Here is a 20,061-nt window from a genome sequence, read left to right as displayed (position 1 = left end):
CTATGAGTTTTATCCTGCTGTTTATTTTGCTGTCGGTTGCTTTTTATTTGGTCATGAAATGGAGCCGCTCGCCGGGAACATCCCGCGGCGGAGATGCTTCTTCTGCAGCGGATTTTGACACCGGACCGTATGCTGCGGGCGGCGCAGCCCGTCGTCCCGGTACGGGAGGCGGAGGAAATTATGCCAAATGGGTAGGCGGCGGCCTCGGCTGGGCTTTTGGTGGACCGATAGGGGCCATCCTCGGCTATGCGCTGGGCTCGATGTTTCAGGGACAGGCTTCACGACGCGGTCCTAACTACGGCCCGGGCATGCCCACCATGACCGGTGATTTTAATGTGAGCCTGCTGGTGCTTACGGCTGCCATTATGAAAGCCGACGGGACGGTTAAAAAATCGGAACTGGAATATGTAAAGAAATTTTATATCGCCAATTTCGGCGTTGACGGGGCCCGCCATTATATCAAAATTCTCGGCGAAATCATTAAAAAAGATTTTGATGTTCAGGAAGTAAGCCGGCAGATAGGCCGGTTTATGGACTATTCGGCCCGTTTGCAGCTGATGCATTATCTGTTTGGAGTGGCAATGGCTGACGGCAGAGTGGACGATTCGGAAGTGCAGCTGATTGAGCAAATTGCCATGGCAATGGGGCTGAGCGCGGCTGATTTCCAGTCGATTAAAGCCATGTTTGTAAAAGATACCGAAAGCGCATATAAGATTTTGGGAATCAGTCCGTCGGCTACCGACGAAGAAGTGAAAACCGCTTATCGCGAAATGGCCAAAAAATATCATCCTGATAAAGTAAGCCATCTTGGTGAAGAGGTGAAAAAAGCGGCTGAAGAGAAATTCCTGAAAGTTAACGAAGCTTACGAAGCCATAAAAAAAGAACGCGGATTTAAGTAATATCGATTTCGTATCGGCATTACCCCATTTTAAATACAAATAGGTCGGTATAAAACCACGGTCCGGTTTTCTTTTAAGATTTTTTTGACTGCTGTTGCCTTTTTGGGTATTATCTTTGTGCTTTACAATCCCATGAAACAACTGTGGCTTGTCATAACGTTTGTGTTGGCTGCTTTTTCCGTAAAGGCTTCTGCCGGCTATGTTTTTATGCAGGATACGGTGCTCATTCAAAAGAAAGCCGATACCATCCCGTCGGTGAGTCTTCAGGAAATCGAAATTATTTCACGCCGTAACAGCATTTCGGCCTGGAGACGTTGGCGTTTAAACCGCTTGATTCATAATGTGAAAGTGGCTTATCCTTATGCCAAGACGGCCGGTGCTTTGCTGAAAATTTATGATGCCCGGCTGGAAAAGGCAAAAAATGATGCGGAAAGAAAACGCATCATGAAACAGGCTGAGCAGGAAATAAAAACGCGGTACAGCAATTCGTTAAAACGATTGACCTTTACCCAGGGCATTATTTTAATTAAGCTGATTGACAGGGAAACCGGCAACACCTCGTACGGTTTGTTACAGCAACTGCGCGGGAAGTTTACTGCTTTTTTTTATCAGGCGTTTGCCCGGTTGTGGGGATATAATCTGAAAACACGATACGACCCGCACGGAAAAGATGCCCAAATCGAAGCGATTGTCCGTTTAATCGAAAAAGGAAAACTGTAATACCGATTGAAAATCAAAATGCGCTTTTGGTTCATTTTAATCCCAAAAGCGCTTTGATTTAATATCTTACCATTGTAGTTTTTAAAATGCCCTTTTAGCGCATTTTAAAATACAATTGGTATAACTTTTTGATGGTTAATCTAATTCTAAGAATTCTTTGATTCTTCCAAGATAGTATTTCTTCCATCCTTCGGCCATTTCTTCGTAAACTTCATCCGGGATGTTGGTGTGGGTAAGTTCCAGGGAAACTTTTCCCTTGTCGGGATGGATTTTGAAAGTGACGATGGAAGGCGTTTCCTGGTCGCCGAAGTACCATTGTTGCACCACCTTTTTGTTGGGTTCCAGTTCCAGAATTTTTCCGGCGATGTCGCCGTCAAACAGCTCAAATTCGGTGCCTTCACGGGCTTCCATTTTGGCTTTCATATCCGACCACAATTCAATGGTAAACGGATTGGTCAGGCAGGCATACACATCTTCCGGTTCTGCATCTATTTTGATGTATTGTTTGTAGTTTTTCATTTCAAATTCCGTTTTATATAAGCCGAATAATCTTTTAAAAGCGGTTTGTAATCAGCATTGAACAGCTCGGAAGTAATTAAGAAGTCGGCGGTGGAGCGGTTGTTGGCTGTGGGCACGTTGTACATCACGGCAATGCGCAGCAGGGCTTTTACGTCCACGTCATGCGGTTGGGGTTCCATCGGATCCCACAAAAAAATCAGCATGTCAATTTTCCCTTCCGCAATCATGGCACCCAGTTGCTGGTCACCGCCCAGCGGCCCTGATTTTAGCAGCTTGATTTTTTTCTTCTTTTTGCCTTCCAAATGTTTTTCAAGGGTTTCTTTTACCAGCCGGCCTGTGGTTCCGGTGCAAACCAGTTTTTTGTCCATCAGCCGGCCGTAATTGTATTCCACCCATTCTATCAGGTCTTTTTTCCGGTTATCGTGTGCTACAAGCGCAATGGTGTTAATCATAAGTTTTTGTTTATTAAAAAAACAGTATTTCCGTTATTTTGGGTTCTTTTTGCAAAGGAAAGGATTTTTTACATAAGGCCTTCTGCTGGATGTGTTTTTTTGTATTGGTGTTGGTGGTGCCGGAAGAGAAAGGTTTTCCTTTTTGCTTTTGGCAGGAAAAACGTATTTTTGTTTTATGGAAAATACCGGAGTTGGTGAAAAAGTCGTGTTGGTGATTGATGTAGGAACCCAGTCTATCCGGGCCTCTTTCATTGACCGGAACGGAAACATTTGCGAAATTGAAAAAACACCCATTGAGGCTTACTTTTCCACGCAACCCGGCTATGCCGAGCAGGACCCGGAATATTTTTGGGAAAAACTTTGTGAAACCACCCGCCGTTTGTTTCAAAACAGCCGCATTCCTGTTGAAAATATCAAAGGCATGGCGCTGACCACCCAACGTGGTACATTGGTTAATTTGGATAAAAAGGGTAAACCGTTGCGGCCGGCCATCATTTGGCTCGACCAGCGCAAAGCCCGTGTGGAAAACTGGCCCAAAGGCATCACCAAAGCAGCACTGAAACTTGCCGGGGTGTACGAGTCGGTAACTTACGCGATAAAAGAAAGCGAAGCCAACTGGATACGGCAAAACCAGCCGGAAATATGGGGAAAAACCGATAAGTTTTTATTGCTCTCGGGATTCCTCACTTACCGGCTTTCCGGAAAATTTGTGGATTCGGTGGGAAATATGGTGGGTTTTTTGCCTTTCGATTACAAAAAACATCGGTATTCCAAACGCCGCGAACCCAATGCCCGGATGTTCCCAGTGGAAAGGGAAAAGCTGGCCGACCTGGTTTTTCCTTCTGACCGGATAGGAGAGGTTACCCCGGAAGCTTCGGTACAGACTGGTATTCCGGCCGGACTTCCCATTATTGCAGCGGCTTCCGACAAGGCTTGCGAAGTGCTGGGTTCTGGTGCCCTGTCACCCGAAACGGCTTGCCTGAGTTACGGAACCACGGCTACGATTCAGACGGTGAACGACCATTATCTGGAGGTGGTGCGCATGTTTCCGGCTTATCCCAGCGCTATCCCGCATTATTTCAATACCGAGGTGATGATCTACCGCGGTTTTTGGATGATCAAATGGTTTAAAAACGAATTTGGTTACCGTGAAGTGGAACGTGCCCGGGAACTGGATGTGGAACCTGAAGCCTTGTTTGATGAGATGATTACCGACATCCCGCCGGGTTCCATGGGACTCACCCTGCAGCCTTACTGGTCGCCGGGTGTCAAACTGCCGGGCATTGAAGCCAAAGGCGCCGTGATTGGTTTTGGCGATGTGCATACGCGGGCCCATTTGTACCGGTCGATTCTGGAAGGTATTGCTTATGCCCTGAAAGACGGTGCTTTGCGCACCGAACGGAAGACCGGTGTAAAAATTGAGAAAATCCGCGTGTCGGGAGGCGGCTCACAAAGCCGAAATGCCCTGCAACTGACAGCTGATATTTTTAATATGAAAGTGGAAAAACCCCACACGTTTGAAACTTCGGCTCTCGGCGCTGCCATCAATGCTTTTGTGGGATTAAAACTGTATCCCGATTTTGAAACCGCCATTAAAAACATGAGTCATATCGGGGAAACTTTTGAGCCGATTCCCGAAAATGTAAAGGTTTACGATCAGCTTTTCAATCGCGTTTATCGTCGCATGTACCGTAAGTTAAAGCCGTTGTATAACGATATCCGGGATATTATCAATTACCCGAAAAAATAGCCGTTTTTTTGGGGTGGGAAATCAGATTAGTTTTTTTAAGTGTTTTGAGTCGATTTTAAATTCATATTCCACCAGCATATTTTCCAGGTACACCGTTTTCGTTTGGTCATCCACTTTGACGAGGTAATTCAGTCCAATAATCACCGAGGAACTTACCCGTGCAAATAAACGGGGCGGTAAAAGTGCTTCAATTTGTTTAAGTTTCATATTTACCCTTTCGGTACGGCCGTTTGCCAGTGCGATGGTGGTTTCTTTCTTCTTATTGCTTTCGCAATAGATAATATCAGTGGGACGAATATAGATAAAACCGTTAGGGGTATCAAAATGGATACGGTCGGGGCTGAGCCAGGTTGCCAGACGTTCTAATTTGTGTTCCAGGCTGTGTCCGTTCCGTTCCGTTTTATACCGCTCAAGAACAGCGCCCAGCTCTTCCATATCCACCGGTTTAAGCAGATAATCGAAAGCCGCATACCGGATGGCTTCAATGGCATAATGGTCAAAAGCGGTAGTAAAAATAATGGTGGTTTTTATGTTCTGTGTTTTCAGACTACGGGCTACCTCCAGTCCGTTCTTCCCCGGCATTTCCACATCGAGAAAGACCACATCCGGTTGATGTTTCTCGATGGCTTCTAATGCTTTTTCTGAGTTTTCGGCAAGAGAAACAACATTTATCTCCGGAAAGTTTTGTTGAATGTCTTTTTTTAAACTACGTCGAGCATCGGGTTCATCATCGACAACAATTGCTTTTATTTGTCGCATGTTTTCTTTTGTTGATTGTCCAAATATAAGAAGAAATTCATTATTTTCCAATTTTTCTCTTTTTATGTAAAAAAGAGAAAAAGAAATAGCCTGAGCTTATTTTTTTTGTCTTTTGTGTCTTTGTTTCAGAATTTGAACGACTACTTTTGTCCCCTCAGCTTTCCCGTCAGGTGAATACAAGTCTATATAATGATAGTTCACTTGAATACCTGTTTGCTTTTTATGAATAGCAATCATATCATTCACAACCTTCAGACCATAGCCACTTTTTTGGTTTGCCGGTTTTTTCGCAGCTGCTTTACGGCCTATCCCATTGTCTTCTATTTCTATGATGATACTTTTTTTATCCTGATAAATGTGGATATTTATTTTTCCTGGTTTGTTCAGATTCTTGATGCCGTGTTTGATCGCATTTTCTACAAATATTTGTATGAGCATTCTGGGAATGAGTATGTCTTGGTTAATATCATCGTCAATAGTAATGGAAAATATTAGGTTCTCTTTAAAACGGAAATGTTCAATTTCCAGATAATTTCTTACGAAATCCATTTCCCGGTGAAGGGAAACCACCAGTTTATTTTCTTCGGCGTAAAGCATGCGCAACAGCCGGCTGAATTTTCCGAGATATTTGTAAGCCAAATCATATTGTCCCAGGTTAATGTTAGCCATAATGGCATTAAGCGCATTGAAAATAAAATGGGGACGTATCTGGCCTTTAAGGGTAATTAATTGCAATGAGAGAATCCGCTTTTCCAGTTCTTCTTTTTTCTTTAATCGCTGTTTTTGAGAATACGAGATGGCGTATACAAAGGCAAGAAAGAATCCGAATACAGCAAGATAGATGAGCGGCCAAATGTAATAATATGGATTTCGTGAGATATTGAACAGAAAAGGTTTATCGTCGTTGTAAACAAGAAGTTGTACCTTTTTACCATGCATTATGCGCCAAAAAGTAATATGATAGTGATAGTTGAAAGAATTGTTTAACTTTAAAAAAGCCAGTTTTTCAAAGTGATCATTAAGTAGCATATAACCCAATGGATTTTTCGTGGGAAAAAAGTAGCTTTGTTTTCCCCTGAAAGTGCATAGAAAAGAACGTTTTGTATACGGAAATACAATACTTGGGCAATTGGGTAATTTTTTGAGTTTTCCTGTTTCTGATAGTAAATAAAACTTTCGTTTTTTTGTTCGGATAATTAAAGTTCTATTTTGTCCGGTTTTTATTAGACTTTTAGCGCTTACTTTTAGTTTTATGTGGGTATCTTTTAATTGGTGTTTTGAAGTATCATATAGATATAGTGTTGAGAGAGAATTTCTTGTTTTTGAATAGAAAAAATAAATTTTATAATTACCCGGTGATCCGACGGGAAAGCTAAAAGATATTCCGTAATGGGAGGGAAATGAAATCGGAGGGTATTTAAATTTCATCTTATTGTTTAAAATCATGAACCAGGCTTTACTGTCTGAAAAAGGGACGGTGTCAAAAGTATTACTTGGAACTTCTCCCCAGATAAAGGCCTCTTTTCTCCCGTCATTGTCCACGTCGCAGATAGCAGAAATGTATGGGGGAAAATGAAGCCCCTCTGTTTTTATTATACGCTTATTCTTAATGTCTATTTGGGCGGAAAAACGGGTGTTGTAATCAAAAAAACCATTAATTGTGAAAATCAAGCTTTTGAAAGAAGCTTGGTTACTCATCTTTTCAAGACCATTTATTTTGATGCCATATGAAGGTTGTTTGTGTGTATTTACTCCTATTGTCGTTATAAACATTCTATTGATGATAATTTTATCATGGTTCAACGGTTCTTCCACATGCAAAAAAATGCTATCATGCGAAGTGGCAAAGATGTATATCTCCTTTTTCCCATTGCCGTCATAATCACCCACATAAATATTCGGAAATAATTTTCCTGTTTGTGTATTTAATTTCATGTGGGGAAGATTATACTGGTCAATTATTTCTCCTGTCGGTTTGTATATAACAAAAGCAGCATTGCCTTTAGTATTGTTTTTAAACCGGATGATCTCGCTATTTCCGTCGCTGTTTAGGTCAGAAAAAATAATCATCTGGGAAGGAAGAAAACTATATTTGGTAAGGCCAGCAGTATCGGATTTGAAAACGTAAGGAGTATATTGAATAGGCAAAAACGGAATGACCAGCAACGAAAGTAATGCTGCAATAAAGACAGGGTGGGTAATCAGATTAAGGAGTTTTCGTTGCATGGTTTTTTTATTATGCCAAATTTAAAAATTTTTTATGAAAATTTAAAATAGTTTTGGGTTGTCTTGTAAAGGATATTATCCCGCTTTTAAGGATAGTTGAAAATAAATTTTGCGAAGTGTTTTAAAACTAAAAGAAAATGAGTCGATTACAGTCGGTACGGAAAAAGTTGTGCTAGCTTAATTTATTTTGTAGTTGTATAAAATATTCCCTGTAGCGGTTATAATATTTACTTCGTTGTTGTTATTTAAACTTCCTACGGTAAACGGTATTTCTCCGGTTAATCCATGATTAATGATAATATTGCCTTTATTGTCGAATAAATAAATGGTTTTTTCTTTGGAAGCGACGATTCCCAACACTTTTTGGCGGTCACCCAGAGAGAAAAATTCGGGTTGGATGGTGATGTTTTCGTTAAATGTGTATGAAAACAGCAGCTTTTTAAAACGGTCGAAGACCTTTAGTTTGTTTTTATCCACAAAGATAAAATCTTTGTGTCCATCACCATTGAAATCATCATAAAGGAAATAATGTTCAGGTGAGAAATGCCCAAAGTTGGTATATCTCAGTTTTCCGTTGGTAGAAATATAAACCAGTTTTCCGGAGGTATTGGTGGTGAGGATAATCCCTTTGTTATTGGTTTTGTTAACAAAGTAAGATGAATGTTGTGCTTTATTTACCGGGGCTTTTAGATAAATACGTTGTTGCCCGCGACGATTAACGATCTTAACATGATTGCCATCATCGTTGATGATAATATAATCTTTATGGCGGGCCAGTAAGCGGACTACTTTCTGGGAAACTTTATCCGGCATTTGCGGACGGTGCCATCCGTTTACGGCATCACCGTTTATTTTATAATTGTAAATATGTTTATCCGCTTGAGCAATCAGGATGCGGTAGTTTTTCCGGTTGTTATAATCAAATAAACTTAAACCGTTGGTAGCCGGCGGATGCAAGGCTATAGGATAATTTGCCACAAACCGGCCTTTTCTGTCAATCAGAAAAATGTTGTTCTGCGTGTTAAAAAGAAACTGGATTTTTCCGTTTTTGTAATAATCGACCGGATAGATGGCGCTGACAGGCGACTCGGGGAGCTGCAAAGTCCAGATTATTTTTCCGCTGGGCGAGATCAAATACATACGGTTGGCCCGGTCAAATACAATGATATCATATTTGTTGGTGTTATGATCTTTGATTAAAAACGGTTTTCCGGTAATGACATCGTTTAACTTGACTTTCCAAAGGGATAAATTTTCATCACGATAGCGGTTGTTGTATTTGATATAGAAATTTGTGTAGTACAATGGATTGTCATGACTGTATTGAAAAGCAACTCCCTGAATATTTTTAATAAACGGCAGGTAAAGCAAAAGGTTTTTTGCTGTTGCCGGGGTGAAGAAATCATTTAGGAATCCGGTTAGTGTTCTTGGCTGAAACTGAACGAGCCAGTTTGATTGGTTGGCCAGGTTATTGGAAAATGATTTGTAGTTTTCATCCAAATCAAGGGTTTTTCCGGTTTCTCCATAGCGGATAAAGTTGGACAATGCTGTGATAGAATTGGCGAAAACGGCATATCCGTTTATTACACAAAAATAGTTTTCGCTGATTGTCGAAAAAGATTGCCCGTAAATCCGTGACAGAAAGTTTTTAATGCGAATTCTCCTTGCAAGATGGTTGCCAATACGGTAAACTTTTGAACTTCCGCTTTTTAAGGCCAGCTTGTTTAAAATACGCGTGGCAGAAGGAATATCTTTCAACTGAATCAGTGCCCATGTTTTTTGCGCAAGTTCTTTATCGTTCAGGGCATTGGAAACCAGAGAAACATTTTTCCCTGTTAATTGGATCAGCTTTTTGATATCGGCAGCATATGCGGGTTTAAACTGGTCGGCTGTCTTTCCGGAGGCATATTGGGCAAAATTCGAAAAACCCTTGGTAACAGAGTAGGTGGTGTTGAAAGGGAAGAGCCGGTATGCTGAAAATAAAGCCGGTTGTTGACTGGAAAAACGGGATAACAAAGTGTTTTTATCCGCCTGGGTGTAACCACTAAAAACGATATCTTCAGATTGTATTAACAGGTCGGTTTCGCTCCATCCGGCAAAACGGGAGATTTCCCGGACAACAGACGGGTGTTTTTGTTGAATAAAAGGAGATAAAAATTGTCCCAGTACCGGATAATAAACAAAGAGGCGGGCATCTACCCGTTTGCCGCTTGTTTTTGCCACGGCTTTAAAACTTTTACTGTCGCTGAAGTGCATTTCGCGCATGGCATAACCCGCAATGGAAGCTTCCATCAATTTTTCACTGGAGGTAAATAACAAGGCTTTATCCATTTTCCAAAGCCAATATGATTTTTCAGTCACTGTGTTGAAAATTTTTACCACCGTGACCGGAATATTTCCCCGGTGATTGTAAAGAACAACATATTTTTTCCCGAGATGTAATTCCAGAAAATTCTTCAGCGTTTCAATGTGGGGCAGGTGGGCCGACTGGAGCAAAAACAAAAGTTGGTTCTTGCCCGGGTACAAAGCCATAAAAAATTCGCCGTTACGGAATGTGTTGCTCCATTTTTTGTTGATGTTCAGGATAGAATCAGCAAATTGAAGTTGCTTAAAAACAGGTTGAAAGCCTTTTGTTTGAATGAGTCCCTGGCTTATTTTGCTTTTAGAAATTTTGTCTGTAAACTCTCCGGCATGGTCAGTTTGAATTATTAAAGCCGGTGTGTTGGGTAACATCTGCCAAAGATTTCCCTGATGTACTTCACGGGTATTGAGCAACCACGTAATGGCAGAAACTACTCCAAGGAGCAAAATAAACAAATAAATGTAAAACCTTTTATGCATACCAGACCACCTGTTGAAAAACCAAAAATACGAAAACTTTCTGCCTTTAAATAGTGGCAGAAATACTCTTCTTTAACAAGATATTGTTAAGAAATGTAGCGATTAAAATTCAAGCCGGGTTTGAATGGCTGTCCGGAAACTTTTCCGGTGATGCGGAGATAATCCGAATTGTTGAATGGAAAGTTTGTGTTTCAGCGTAGGATATCCTTTGTTGTGTTCCCAATCGTATTGCGGAAATTCCTGATGAATGCGGAGCATGTATTCATCGCGGTGGGTTTTAGCCAAAATCGATGCCGCCGCAATCGACATGTATTTTCCGTCTCCTTTTACAACGGTCAAATGTGGAATGTCTTTGTATTTTTTAAACCGGTTACCGTCAATCAGCAAAAAATCAGGTTTTGTTTTTAGTTGCTCAATGGCAAGATGCATGGCCAGAATAGAAGCATTCAGGATATTGATTTCGTCAATTTTTTCCGGAGAAACAGAAGCTACAGCCCAACTCAGCGCTTCTTTTTCAATGATCTTGCGCAGAATATTCCGGTTTTTCTCACTGAGTTTTTTGGAGTCGTTGAGTAGTTCATTTTCAAAATCGGCAGGAAGAATAACTGCCGCGGCAAATACCGGTCCGGCCAGGCAGCCTCTGCCTGCTTCATCGCAACCGGCTTCTCTTTGATGCTTTTTTGAGTAATGTTTAAGAAGCATAAAAAAAGAATAAGTAATGGTTGATAAAAATGAGGATAATCAGAAGGAAAACCCAAATATTGGCAAGACGCAGCTTTTTTATTTCCGAAAAAAAACTTCCCATCAGCAAAGCGGCCGGAATGTTCACGAACAATAATGCCTGAAGTGTCGTATTCGTAAGGGCAACAAGTAACACCGAAAAAAGTAAGCCCCATAAAACAACCGTAGCGTTTTGCCGTTGGTTAATATTCAACGACGAAAGATTTCCGGTGATGCGGAGAACAGAGACCAGAAGAGTGAGAAAGAATAAAACAAATAAGCTGAAATCTAACGAATTATGAAAAGGATACCATTGGCTGCGGAGATGAAAAAAACGGGTAATCCATTGTGTGAGTTCTCCGGTGTTATTTAACCAGAATAAACCGGTAAAAATGAAAAACCAAGGTAAAAAAATACCGGTGAGAAAAGTAATATAGGCTTGCCACTGATCGGATTGGTAAATGATAAGGGCAAACCATCCCATCAGAAAAAAGAGTAAAACAGGAGGGTAGAAAAGTCCGGATATTCCCAGCCATAATCCTGCGTCAAATGCCGTAAGAATGACTTTATTGCTCTTTTGTATTTGAAAAACCTTTTGATAAAAGAGAACCAAAAAAAAGGTTGCCAGTAAAACCGGTGTGAGATGAGTGAATTCTGTCAGAGCACTCCCCAAAAGAATGAAAAAGAATGCACTAAGATAACTGTTGCGATTGCTTAACCGGCTGTATATTGACAAATAATTGACAAAGAATGCGGTAATGATAAAGATAAAAACAGCAGCTGTTTGTAAAAGCCATTTTTGTGAAAGAGAAGAGGGTTGAAAAATTGGGAAAGCCAGTACTTTTGAATCGACAAAAACAGAAGGAATCCACCAAAGTATTGTGAGTACAATGAGTGTAATGAGTTGTGGAAAAAAAGACTTTTTAAAAAAGCGAATGATCATTTTCAATCATTTCATTACTGAAGGTCAAATCCTAAATCCTGCCGATAATATTTCCCTTCAAAATTAATCTGTTCTACATTGGAATATGCATTTTGCAAAGCTTCTTTCAGGGTGTCTCCAAAAGCAGTAATGGCCAAAACCCGTCCTCCGCTGGTTTTCATCTGGTCGTGTTCTACATCCCGGCTGGTGCCGGCATAATAAACAATACAATTGTTCAAATTATCCAATCCTTTGATGACTTTTCCTGTTTGGTATTTTCCGGGATAACCTTCGGATACAAGCATTACCGAAGCGGCATATCGTTCGTCAATTTCCAGATTGCTTTCGCTTAGTTTGCCCTGTGTCAGATTATCAAATACTTCCAACAGATCGTTTTTTATTCGCGGAATGACCGATTCGGCTTCAGGATCTCCCATCCGGCAATTGTATTCAATGACATACGGATTGTCGTTTACGTTCATCAGTCCGAAGAAAATAAAGCCGGTGTACGGAATGTTTTCTTCCTGAAGTCCCTGAAGGGTAGGTTCAATAATTTGTTCTTTTACCTTCTGCATAAAGATTTCATTGGCAAACGGAACCGGAGAAACAGATCCCATTCCGCCGGTATTTGGTCCGGTATCTCCCATACCAATTCGTTTGTAATCTTTGGCTTCGGGTAAAAGTAAATAGTCTTTGCCATCCGTTAAAATAAAGACGGAAAGCTCTATGCCATTTAAATATTCTTCGATGACTACTTTTCCGGAGGCTTTTCCGAATTTAGCTTTTAACAGCATATTTTGCAGTTCGGTTTTGGCAGCATCCAGATTGTCCAGAATAAGTACCCCTTTTCCTGCAGCCGGACCATCTGCTTTTAAAACATAAGGCGGATGGAGGGTTTCCAGGAATTTTTCGCCTTCTTTTACTGTTTCCGCAGTAAAGGTAGCATAAGCGGCTGTGGGAATACCGTATTTTTTCATGAAGTGTTTGGCAAAATCTTTACTGCCTTCCAGCTGAGCCCCCTTGCTCCCGGGACCTACCACACGAATATCATGCAATAGTTTGTCTTGTTTAAAAAAGTCTGAAATGCCGTTGATGAGGGGAATTTCAGGCCCCACGACTACCATCTCCACTTCTTTTTCTATGACGAAGGTCTTTAATGCTTCAAAGTCGGTGGGATTGATGGGAACATTAGTTCCTGTTAAAGCTGTTCCCGCATTTCCGGGGGCAATAAAAATTTGTTTTGCCTCAGGACTCTGTGCCAGCTTCCATGCCAGCGCATGCTCACGTCCTCCAGAACCCAATATCAGGATGTTCATTTTTAAGTTTTTAGGTTAACGCACGGTTTTCTCAACAGCTTCCCAAAACTGTTCGGCGGCTTTATCCCAACTGAACAGACGACTTCTTTGGAAGCCTTTCCTTACCAGTTTTTTCCTCAAATCCGGCACAAAAGTAATCTTTTTCATGGCATCGGCAATTTCTTTTGTGTCAAAAGGGTTGACCAGGAGTGCGGCTTCGCCGGTTATTTCCGGAAGCGCACTGGTATTGGATGTAATTACCGGAATGCCGGCATTGAAAGCTTCAATTACCGGAATTCCAAATCCTTCAAAAAAGGAAACAAGCGTAAGAGCAAGTGCTGAACCCATAATATTTTTCAGAATTTCTGGTTCAAGCCGGCCGGTGAAGATTACTTTCTCTCGGTGTTTCATTGCTGAAAAAGCTTTTTTTATCTCACGACCCCCAAACATTTTTTCACCTACAACAACAAGGCGGGTTTCTGATTGGGTTTCTTCGGCAAATAAGTCGAAAGCCTGGAAAAGTCCGGCAATATTTTTCCTGGGATTCAATGCGCCCACAAAAAGAAAATAAGCATGCCCATTGGTGAATTTTCTCTTTGTGAATTCCTGTACTTCCGGTAAAATAGGCTGATACAGCGTGTTGGCTCCGTTATAAACAACATCAATTCTATTCGCAGGAATTTTATATTGGTCAACGATATCGTTTTTGGTAAATCCGGAAACGGTAACAATTCGGCTGGCTTTCCATGCGTAAAGCGGCGTGTAATAGTTGTAATATTTTCGGGGAAGCCAAGGCATCATTTCCGGATGATGAACAAAGTTTAAGTCATGAATAACCATGATGTTGCGGTAAGGCGAAGAAAGAGAATTATATGCGTCGGGTGAAATAAACAGATCGGGATTAATTTTTTTTAATGCTTTCGGGAGGGCATGTTCAAACCACCAATAGTGCAAAACAGGATGCCGTGCAGGCGGAGAAACAACTACCGGGATAACATTCTCCGAAAAAATAAATCGTTGATCGTAAGGCCTGTCAAATAAGAAATAAAACTGGTGCTCTGGGTGGGATCTTACCATACGACTGAAAATTTCATAAGTGAACCAGCCGATCCCCTCCAGTTTGTTTTTGAGTAATAACCGCGTATTAACCGCTATTTTCAAGATGTTTTTTTGTTTTTTGACAAAAGTAAAATTTTTCGGATAACGCCGGAAGCAAAAAAGCAGCCTCCGGAGAGGCTGCTTTTTGATAGTAAGGATGAGTAAAAAGAGAGAGGGAAGTAGTTAGCGTTATTGTTTAATGATTTTACGGACTTGTACGCCGTATTTGGTGAGAATACGAACAAAATAATAACCGGCCGGCAGGTGTGAGATGTCCAATGATACGTGCGATGTGCCACGTAAAGCGGTTGTTTTTACCGGCAGCTGCACCAGATGACCACAGGCGTTAAGCACGTCAATTCTCACAGAACTGCTTTCGGGCAGGTAGTAATCTACGTTGAAGTGTTCTTTGGCCGGATTGGGATAGATCCGGAACTGCATTTGGTTTCCTGTTCCGAAAGTTTCAATACCCGTTCCACTCACGGTAATTTTGGCGTCGTAAATGGACGGAACGGGTTCTTTATTTCCTGCACTGTCCACAGCTATCGAGTAAAATTTATAGGTTACGCCCGGTTGTCCGGAAAAAACAGCCGAAGTGTCGTGGGTATCCACCAACCAGGGATAATAAGCACTATCGTTTTCGGAAACAAAGACAGTATAGGCATAAATGCCACTACCTTCATCTGAGCCTTTCCAGGAAACTTTGAAACTGGTTTCCACGGTTTTGTCCGGAAGTGCATTCACGGCACTTTCCGGAGCAATATTGTCGGTGGTGTTGTTCCAGGTATCGGTAGCCATTTCTTCGTTCCAGTCGAAAATGATATGTGCCTGGTTATGAATAGTGGTTCCTTCCGGAAGACCGGCCAGTGGTTCGATGGAATAGAAAACGTTACCATCGCCTTCGGGCGATTTACGGTTGGGAGGTAAAAATCCGTCATTGACATTGGTTACATACGCATAAGTATTTGGATCCAGTGTCTGAAACGTCCATTTGAGTATGCCGGTTCCTTTATCCAATTGATAGAATATCCTGACAAGAGCATTTTTTTCCGGTCGTAAATCGATATATACCGTATCTCCATCATTTTCCCGGTACAGGTAATTCGTATCGCCGAAGCCGAAGCCCAGCGGACGGAAAGTATTCAGGTCAAAGACATTTTTGTCCAGTGTGTCAATAATGATTACCCGTTGTGCCGGAGCTGTAGCTGCCGAATCGTTTTCGAAAGTAATGAGGTATTGATACGGGTGTTTGGATGTTACGAAATGGGAAGAACTTAATCCCGTCGGGCCAAATTTGGCATTAGGATCCACAGAAGCTTCTATTTGTGACTGAGTATTGTCTTGAAACAGGTTTTTGAAAAAATGATCACAGCTCCCTGAGATACTTAGTAATCCGTTACCGGTCTGAACAATTTTTGTCGCAATGGTGTAAGCTTTTCCCACAGTTCCTGCGCCGGAACAATCCAATGCTACCAGCCCGGTGGATTTGGTTACCGAAAGAGCATCAAAAGTTTGATTGGTTACGTAGCGCTTGTATCCTTCATAAATAAAATTATCAAAAACCGATTTAATGCAGGAGATTCCGGGTGTCAGGCTGGCCACCGTACTTGCGATATCATAAGCACAATGAAAGAAACTGGAGAAAAATCCTTCAGTTGATTTCAGGTTTTCGGATATTTCATCATAACTTTCATACAAAGGCTGACTGATGGCCACACGCATAACCGGTTTTTGCCCGTGAACATCCGACCGAATGTATATTTTCAAATCATATTCAAAATGAGCCGGGATGTACGGAATAAATAAGGCGTATACTTTTCCGTCAAAAGGTTGTCCGAAAAAGTAATCCACGTTAGTGTACATGGTTACAGTATCCATGTTGATATCAAAGTTATTGTAATGAATATCGGGTACCTGTATTTCACTGTTGGGGAAAGTAACCTCCTGATCTTTTCCTACGCCAATGTAAAGAAAAGTCCCGAAAGCTGCTGTATTTCCTTTATTCCCAAAAGAAACGTAATAGGTTTCTGGTTTGTGAATAAGTACCACGTTGGGCCCGGTAAGTTTTGCCCACATCTCGGTATAACTGCCTTCATCAATTTTTATGGCTCCGGTAAAGGTTTTCGTCAGGGTGTCGGAAATGGCCACTTTCATATTCCATTCTCCTGGAATAAAACGGGTTCCGTCAAACCAAGCCGTGATTTTATTTGTTTTTACAAACAGACTGTCAGGTGACAGGGTGGTGTCGTTGTTGAAAAGGGAAACAGACGAGTTTTCTCCAAATCCTGTTCCGTAGATCATCAAAGCAAAAGGGTTTCTGTTATCGGCTTTATGAGGAGTCCAGGAAGTAATTCCAGGTTTTAAGTGAAGATCGGGCATGGTCAGGAAAGCCAGATTAGTATTTTGTTGGCCGTAAACATTGCACAAATAGCCTCCAATTGCTAAAATATCATTGGAACAGGAAAATGATGAAATCTCTGCTCCAGTATTAGCAGATGGGAGGGTAAAAGCATGTAAAACAGTATCATTGTCTGGGTCATAAAAAATCATTCCGGATTTAGTTGTTGTCAGATTCTTTTCGCTCATGTTTTTGGCTGCCAGAATAAAACGGTTTTCGTAAGTCCGGATAGCTGTGAATGAGCTGGCCATTGTACTCAATTTTACTTCTTTTATTATGGTATCCCGGTTTTCCGGTTCAAGGACATAAATGCCAGGGAGATACTTATTGAAAAACATAATTGTTCCCTCTTTATTAACCGCCATGTTCGTGATATTCTGATAATTGCCATTGCCAAGCGGGTAAGCTTTGATGATATTTCCGGTTTTGGCATCTATGCTTATCAATGGGTGAACATATGTGTCGTTTGCCAGATAGATATTTCCGTAGACATATATCGTATCACGAAAGACGACAACTCCATTGATTTCTGTGTTAGATGTGAAAGAAGGAGTTCCCCATTTGTCATCTATTTTACCTGTACTGAAATCGATTTTTACCAGGTTGGGATGGTTTATTCCGTTGACATTTTTAAAATCACCGGCTAAAAACAAATCATTTCCCTGACGGGCAAAAGTAACCGTAAAAAAAGATGAAAAGTAAGAATAGTCGCATACAGGCGGATGGAAGCCGGGGATAACCTGACCGGTAACCCGGTTGAGTAAAAATAAACTTCCGGTGTCTTTCCCGTTCATCACCACGGGTTCCTGGAACGAAACGACAACAGTGTCACCATAAATCTTAATTTTTTGGACATTGCCCGGAGCATTTAATCGTAATGACTTACTGTGGGGATTCCAGCTTGATAGTTTTCCTGTGCTAAGGTCGATTTTGGCCAGCCCGTCCCGGGACCAAAACGGGTATAATAATGTGTTATAATCGGTACTTACAATTACGTTTGAGTCGTTCTCCGATGCAAAAATTCGTTTATTTGGCCCTGTTAAATTAAATGGCGGTGGGTTCCATGCTTTTAGTTCTGCAGTTTCGGAATCCAATAAACAAAGTCCTTTTCGTTCGGCATTCCCTACTTTGTCAAAATTTCCCATAACGAATAAACCTTGTTTTCCCAAAGCAATATTATAGATGCTGACATACGAATTAATCCACTTTAGTCCGGGATGATAAGGAGCGAAACTTAAATTTTTTCGGCTTAGCCGGATAAGACCATAAACCGTGCTGTCTCCATATTTATAACTATCTGTACTTGCAAAGATGTATTTATTGTTGGAAACAAACTGTTTTACAAAATAAGAACTGCCAAAGCTTTTCCCCGGATAATAAATCGGAATATATTGGAAATTGTTGGTGTTCAAAGCAAAAAGACTTGAAGCGTTTGTATTGTTGACAAATAAAGTTTTTAGTGTGCTAAAAGAACCATAAATCAGCATTCGGTCTCCTGAAGCCGCAAATATATTTACGGTGTTGTCCGGATTGGGATTCCAGGAAGTGAGTTTTTCGCTTTGAGCATCCATGCTGAAGAAATGCGTTCTGGATAACCGGGTGACTGTATCTGTAGCAGCAAGGTGCCAGCAATAAATTTTTCCCTGATATTCTCTAATTTTCGGTGACTGATCATACCAGCCGGAAAAAGAAATCTTGTAACTGCCGTTGATTAGTCTGATGGTTTTTTTGTCCGAATCAATAACGGCAAAATTATCCACATCTTTGGTGGTTGAGATTAAATCATTTTTGGATGTGACGAAAAGTTTGTTTTGATAAAGAGCCATTCCGGTAATGTCCGGAGCCGTTTGTTTGAAATCGTCAATGAAAAATGTTGTATCCACTTTTCCTGTCTGGAGGTCAAAACGGGCCAAACTGACAATATTTGTGTGATTTTTAAGAGTGAATTTTCCTGAAATATAGAGTTTCCCGTCGTGTATGATTAATTGTTTTACACCGTCCCAGTAATTGCCAAATGGAAATGGAATTCCTTCTGTTTCTGGATTCCAATTGATGAGTTTCCCATCAGCAATATTCAGTGCAGCCAATTTTTGTTGTTTTTGTCCGGCAATCTGGTAAAAAGGTCCGCCGGCAAAAAGGGTATCTCCATTTGCAGTAAGACCATAAACCGGTAAATCGGGGTTGGGGTTGAAAAGGGTGTCAATGGTTCCTGTTCGGGCATCCAGTTTAAATAACTTGGAGATGGTTTTTCCGTTTACCTCAACCGATTGGTCAGAACAAACAAAAAGGTTATCCCCATTTAGCAAAAGTTGTGATGCTTTGTTAAGAAGTTTCTGTTTAAAGACGGTGTCCTGCTCCAGATCCGGGGTGAAATGGTAAATTCCTTGGAAAGTGGAAATATACCAGCCGCCTTCCCCATCGCCAATGACTGATGTAATGTCTTCCTGATAATCTTTGAAAAGAGGGTGAGGAAGAATGGAAGTGTCTGTATTAACATCCAGTAAGGCAAGTCCATTTCTGCCTGTATTTAAAGGATAGCCAAACGATGAATTGGCAGAAATAAGTAAAGTGTCATGGAGTAGAACTATGGTAGGAGAAGAAATAGTTGAAGGAGTATGAATTTGTTTTCCGGTAGTTTGGTCGAAAACCAGAAAACCTTTTGTTTGGTTTTCAAAGTGTCCGGTAATAAATACTTTATTGTTTCCCGTTTCGATTTGATCAATCTGGTTATTATTGAAGTCTTTTTTCCCGGGGAATGGATTGAATTCCGGATCAACTTCTCCAGTGTTCAGGTTGAGCTTAAAAATACTGTTGTAATAATTGCCTTTATTGTCTTTAGCTATAAAGCGTCCTCCAACATATAAAAAGTTTCCGTCTTTTTTTAAGGTAAAGACTTCAGCACTTCCGGTTTCATTAAAAGACAATCCCTTTAAAGCGAAATTTTCAACGGTTTTATCTGCCCGGATATGAGCAAGTGGACCGGTTTTTTCCCCGTTGACGGTAAAAAAATCTCCGCCAATGTACCAGCCGCCATTTCCATCGGTAACGGCAGCATAAATATACCGGATTTGGCATTGGCCATAAGTCGGATTTCCTGTTAAAGCAGGGAGACTGTCTGTTGGTTGTGATGAACCGTTTTGGAAAAGAGCCCATCCCGGAGATTTTTTCCCAATGGTATTAATATTTCCGATATAAAGGTACTGTTGATCAGATGCCATTGTAGGCTGTATGCTGTTAACAGACCAGTTTAACGAATCAATCAGTTTTTGTGATTGTATCGGTGGTGACATTATAAAAAGTAATAAGGATAACAAACACCGAAAAAGAAAATGTTCCCTTTTTCTTAAAAGTAATAAATGTTTCATAATGCATACCTGTTTTGTTGGTTAATAATTATAGTGATGGCATGATTCTTTGGCCCAATATTTCCCTTTTTCCTAAAAGTTTTTTATACAGTGTGAA

The 20,061-nt window shown here is 41.0% G+C and carries 13 protein-coding genes; 3 read left to right on the top strand and 10 right to left on the bottom strand.

Features of this window, described 5'->3' with window-relative positions:
• Positions 1–2 precede the first annotated feature (2 nt).
• Positions 3–899, top strand: coding sequence for a TerB family tellurite resistance protein (locus LA303_RS09220; RefSeq protein WP_240524984.1), 897 nt, complete (start codon positions 3–5; stop codon positions 897–899).
• Positions 900–1,031: 132 nt separating this feature from the next.
• On the top strand, positions 1,032–1,619 hold the full coding sequence (locus LA303_RS09215; protein ID WP_240524983.1) for a DUF4294 domain-containing protein: 588 nt from the start codon (positions 1,032–1,034) through the stop codon (positions 1,617–1,619).
• Between the two features lie 135 nt (positions 1,620–1,754).
• Here the strand turns inward: LA303_RS09215 and LA303_RS09210 are convergent, their stop codons facing one another.
• Both LA303_RS09210 and LA303_RS09205 read right to left on the bottom strand, forming a co-directional pair.
• Entirely contained in the window at positions 1,755–2,138 is a 384-nt protein-coding gene (locus LA303_RS09210; protein ID WP_240524982.1) for an SRPBCC domain-containing protein, read from the bottom strand.
• Entirely contained in the window at positions 2,135–2,590 is a 456-nt protein-coding gene (locus LA303_RS09205; protein ID WP_240524981.1) for a methylglyoxal synthase, read from the bottom strand. The genes LA303_RS09210 and LA303_RS09205 overlap by 4 nt, the downstream gene beginning before the upstream one ends.
• A gap of 175 nt (positions 2,591–2,765) precedes the next feature.
• Here LA303_RS09205 and LA303_RS09200 point away from each other — a divergent pair, with 175 nt between their 5' ends.
• On the top strand, positions 2,766–4,340 hold the full coding sequence (locus tag LA303_RS09200) for an FGGY-family carbohydrate kinase (protein WP_240524980.1): 1,575 nt from the start codon (positions 2,766–2,768) through the stop codon (positions 4,338–4,340).
• Positions 4,341–4,361: 21 nt separating this feature from the next.
• On the opposite strand, the gene LA303_RS09195 is transcribed toward LA303_RS09200, so the two are convergent.
• The 8 genes from LA303_RS09195 to LA303_RS09160 form a co-directional block, all read right to left on the bottom strand.
• Complete coding sequence (locus LA303_RS09195; RefSeq protein WP_240524979.1) at positions 4,362–5,099, bottom strand: LytR/AlgR family response regulator transcription factor; 738 nt, start codon at positions 5,097–5,099, stop codon at positions 4,362–4,364.
• Between the two features lie 96 nt (positions 5,100–5,195).
• Complete coding sequence (locus tag LA303_RS09190) at positions 5,196–6,989, bottom strand: sensor histidine kinase (protein WP_240524978.1); 1,794 nt, start codon at positions 6,987–6,989, stop codon at positions 5,196–5,198.
• Between the two features lie 513 nt (positions 6,990–7,502).
• Entirely contained in the window at positions 7,503–10,166 is a 2,664-nt protein-coding gene (locus LA303_RS09185) for a hypothetical protein (protein ID WP_240524977.1), read from the bottom strand.
• Between the two features lie 102 nt (positions 10,167–10,268).
• Positions 10,269–10,868 (bottom strand): ribonuclease HII, encoded by a 600-nt coding sequence (locus tag LA303_RS09180; RefSeq protein WP_240524976.1) that lies wholly within the window; start codon positions 10,866–10,868, stop codon positions 10,269–10,271.
• The gene (locus LA303_RS09175; RefSeq protein ID WP_240524975.1) at positions 10,858–11,829 is read right to left on the bottom strand and encodes a DUF6427 family protein; all 972 of its coding nucleotides are present in this window, start codon (positions 11,827–11,829) and stop codon (positions 10,858–10,860) included. Before LA303_RS09175 ends, LA303_RS09180 begins: the two co-directional genes overlap by 11 nt.
• A gap of 14 nt (positions 11,830–11,843) precedes the next feature.
• Positions 11,844–13,124 carry a phosphoribosylamine--glycine ligase gene (gene purD / locus LA303_RS09170; protein ID WP_240524974.1) on the bottom strand — a complete coding sequence of 427 codons (1,281 nt, stop codon included), beginning with the start codon at positions 13,122–13,124 and terminating at the stop codon, positions 11,844–11,846.
• A 15-nt stretch (positions 13,125–13,139) separates the two neighbouring features.
• Entirely contained in the window at positions 13,140–14,264 is a 1,125-nt protein-coding gene (locus LA303_RS09165; protein ID WP_262901469.1) for a glycosyltransferase family 4 protein, read from the bottom strand.
• Positions 14,265–14,390: 126 nt separating this feature from the next.
• A complete protein-coding gene (locus tag LA303_RS09160; RefSeq protein ID WP_240524972.1) occupies positions 14,391–19,817 on the bottom strand; it encodes a DUF7619 domain-containing protein in 5,427 nt (1,808 codons plus the stop codon).
• Positions 19,818–20,061 lie beyond the last annotated feature (244 nt).

The sequence above is a fragment of the Candidatus Sulfidibacterium hydrothermale genome (assembly GCF_020149915.1).
GTDB lineage: Bacteria > Bacteroidota > Bacteroidia > Bacteroidales > F082 > Sulfidibacterium > Sulfidibacterium hydrothermale.
The sequence above is the reverse complement of the archived record's forward strand: the minus strand, read 5'-3'. Positions and strand labels throughout refer to the sequence as shown.

Bases quoted from the DNA above. Each gene is read 5' to 3' on its own strand.
- LA303_RS09205 (WP_240524981.1), bottom strand. From the start codon at position 2,590: ATGATTAACACCATTGCGCTTGTAGCACACGATAACCGGAAAAAAGAC.
- LA303_RS09185 (WP_240524977.1), bottom strand. From the start codon at position 10,166: ATGCATAAAAGGTTTTACATTTATTTGTTTATTTTGCTCCTTGGAGTA.
- LA303_RS09160 (WP_240524972.1), bottom strand. From the start codon at position 19,817: ATGGCATCTGATCAACAGTACCTTTATATCGGAAATATTAATACCATT.
- LA303_RS09220 (WP_240524984.1), top strand. From the start codon at position 3: ATGAGTTTTATCCTGCTGTTTATTTTGCTGTCGGTTGCTTTTTATTTG.
- LA303_RS09180 (WP_240524976.1), bottom strand. From the start codon at position 10,868: ATGCTTCTTAAACATTACTCAAAAAAGCATCAAAGAGAAGCCGGTTGC.
- LA303_RS09175 (WP_240524975.1), bottom strand. From the start codon at position 11,829: ATGATCATTCGCTTTTTTAAAAAGTCTTTTTTTCCACAACTCATTACA.
- LA303_RS09195 (WP_240524979.1), bottom strand. From the start codon at position 5,099: ATGCGACAAATAAAAGCAATTGTTGTCGATGATGAACCCGATGCTCGA.
- LA303_RS09200 (WP_240524980.1), top strand. From the start codon at position 2,766: ATGGAAAATACCGGAGTTGGTGAAAAAGTCGTGTTGGTGATTGATGTA.
- LA303_RS09215 (WP_240524983.1), top strand. From the start codon at position 1,032: ATGAAACAACTGTGGCTTGTCATAACGTTTGTGTTGGCTGCTTTTTCC.
- LA303_RS09210 (WP_240524982.1), bottom strand. From the start codon at position 2,138: ATGAAAAACTACAAACAATACATCAAAATAGATGCAGAACCGGAAGAT.
- purD (WP_240524974.1), bottom strand. From the start codon at position 13,124: ATGAACATCCTGATATTGGGTTCTGGAGGACGTGAGCATGCGCTGGCA.